This window comes from Candidatus Acetothermia bacterium (assembly GCA_024653305.1).
GTDB lineage: Bacteria > Bipolaricaulota > Bipolaricaulia > Bipolaricaulales > Bipolaricaulaceae > JACIWI01.
Genome location: JANLFW010000011.1, coordinates 1 through 1,850 on the forward strand (window position 1 = coordinate 1; position 1,850 = coordinate 1,850).

Below are 1,850 nucleotides of genomic sequence, written 5' to 3' on the forward strand. Positions count from 1 at the left end.
TCGTCGCAGCCGAACCGGGCGTCGAGCCTGTTCTCCAGGCCCGTGCACGCGACGAGCTCGGCTTGGAGCTCGATCTCCACGCGCTGCCCGGGGGCGATCTCCTCGAGCGACGGAGCATGGCTCTTGTCCCAGGTCGTCGCCTGGCCCGCGTTGTCGCCGGCAGGATCGGACGACACGTAGGCGAGCCCGCTCCCCAGGACGTCGGTTACGACCACGTTGTAGATCGGGCCAAGGCCCGTGTTCTCCACGACCAGGGTCCAGGTGACGACGTCCCCCACCGCGGCGGGGACGACGGAGGGCTCCTTGTAGAGGACGAGCGCCCCGGGCAGGATCTCGATGGGCTGAGAGTCCGTCCCGTACCTCGGGACTCCGTCCTCCTCGTAGTCCACCCGCGCACCCAGGGTGCCGGAGATCGTCCCACAGCCCGTCCTCAGGGCGAACACGACGGTCACCGTCTCCCCAGGCGGAAGCTCGTAGGCCACGCCGAGGATCAAGTCCAAATCCCAGACGAGATCGAGCCCGACCGGCGCCGGCTCTGCCGCAATGGGCGTCCCGTCGCCGAGCGTGATCAGCCCCGAACCCGTGACGTAGGCGAACCCGGCATTGGGGAGCGCGACGGTGAAGACAATCGCACTCGCTGTCTGAACTACGTCGGCGGTGAACGCGATCGTGAACCAAGCCTCTTCGCACCGCCCCATCTGGGTCGGGCCGGAGAGGTCCACCTTCCCCCCGACCGCGACCAATCCCCACGCAAGAAGAAGCCCCGCTACGGCCTGCCACCTCGTACCCCTCATTGGAACCCCCTTCTTGCTCGGCACCCCCTGTCCTGCTTCCGGGGTGAGATCCGCCGCACCAGAAGCCCGGATCGTTCGCGTTCCCTCCCCTCGATCTCCCACTTATTATATACAACGCGGAACGTGTGATGAACGTCACACAGGGCAGCGCATGACAGTGAGGCCTTTGCGGTACGTCAAATCCGCGGAACGTTGGGACCGCGGCCGTGAGGTATCAGCCGAGAAACCTGTTCCCGACGCGCTGTGGGACAAGCGCGGCAGCGCGGCCACGTTGGGATGGAGAGAAGGGGCTACGCGCTCACCGCGGCCCGGTAGATGATGAGGCCACCCATAGCCACGAACAGGATCCCTGCCCCAAACCCAACGTACTTTGAGGGCAGGGCCTCCCCCACGATCCCCCCCACGAACGCCCCGAGCAGGCTCACCGTGGCCAGGGCCAGCGAGGCGCCGAGGAACACCGACCAAGGGGCCCGGTGCTGGGCAGCCAGGGTGAACACGGCGAGCTGGGTCTTGTCCCCGAGCTCGGCCAAGAACAACATCCCAAACGTCATGGCCACGAGTTTCCAGTCCAACCTGCGCCTCCTTGACCCGAGTATACGGGACCTTGCGCAAAGTGGGGCAGACCCACGTATACTTGGGGCCCGAAAGGACAACGGTGCGCGAGCGCATCCTCAACGGCCCGATCCTCCCGACGATGCTCGTCCTCGCCTGGCCGGTCATGTTGTCCAGCGCCCTTCAGGCGCTGTACAACCTGATCGACGCCTTCTGGCTCGGGAAGCTGTCCACTGAGGCCCTGTCCGCGCCGAGCGTGGCCTCGCCGATCATCTTCTTCCTGATGTCGTTGGGCACAGGGTTCCAAGCTGCCGGCTCGGCGTTGGTGGGCCAGCACGTGGGGGCCGGGGATCAGCGCGGGGCCGACGAGGTGGGGACCCAGGTGTTTTCCTTTCTCGTCTTCCTCTCATTCGGAGTGGGACTCCTTGGGTTCTTCCTCGCCCCGTTTGCCCTGCGCGTGGTGCGGACGCCGGCCGAGGTGTTGCCTATGGCCCTCGCCTACTT

The 1,850-nt window shown here is 66.3% G+C and carries 3 protein-coding genes; 1 reads left to right on the forward strand and 2 read right to left on the reverse strand.

Features of this window, described 5'->3' with window-relative positions; genetic code table 11:
- A partial coding sequence (locus NUV94_05255; protein MCR4392180.1) for a DUF11 domain-containing protein occupies positions 1-794 on the reverse strand: 794 nt, incomplete at its 3' end.
- 290 nt (positions 795-1,084) lie between these two features.
- The gene (locus tag NUV94_05260; protein MCR4392181.1) at positions 1,085-1,366 is read right to left on the reverse strand and encodes a TMEM165/GDT1 family protein; all 282 of its coding nucleotides are present in this window, start codon (positions 1,364-1,366) and stop codon (positions 1,085-1,087) included.
- 83 nt (positions 1,367-1,449) lie between these two features.
- On the opposite strand from NUV94_05260, the gene NUV94_05265 reads away from it, so the two are divergent.
- A partial coding sequence (locus tag NUV94_05265; protein ID MCR4392182.1) for an MATE family efflux transporter occupies positions 1,450-1,850 on the forward strand: 401 nt, incomplete at its 3' end.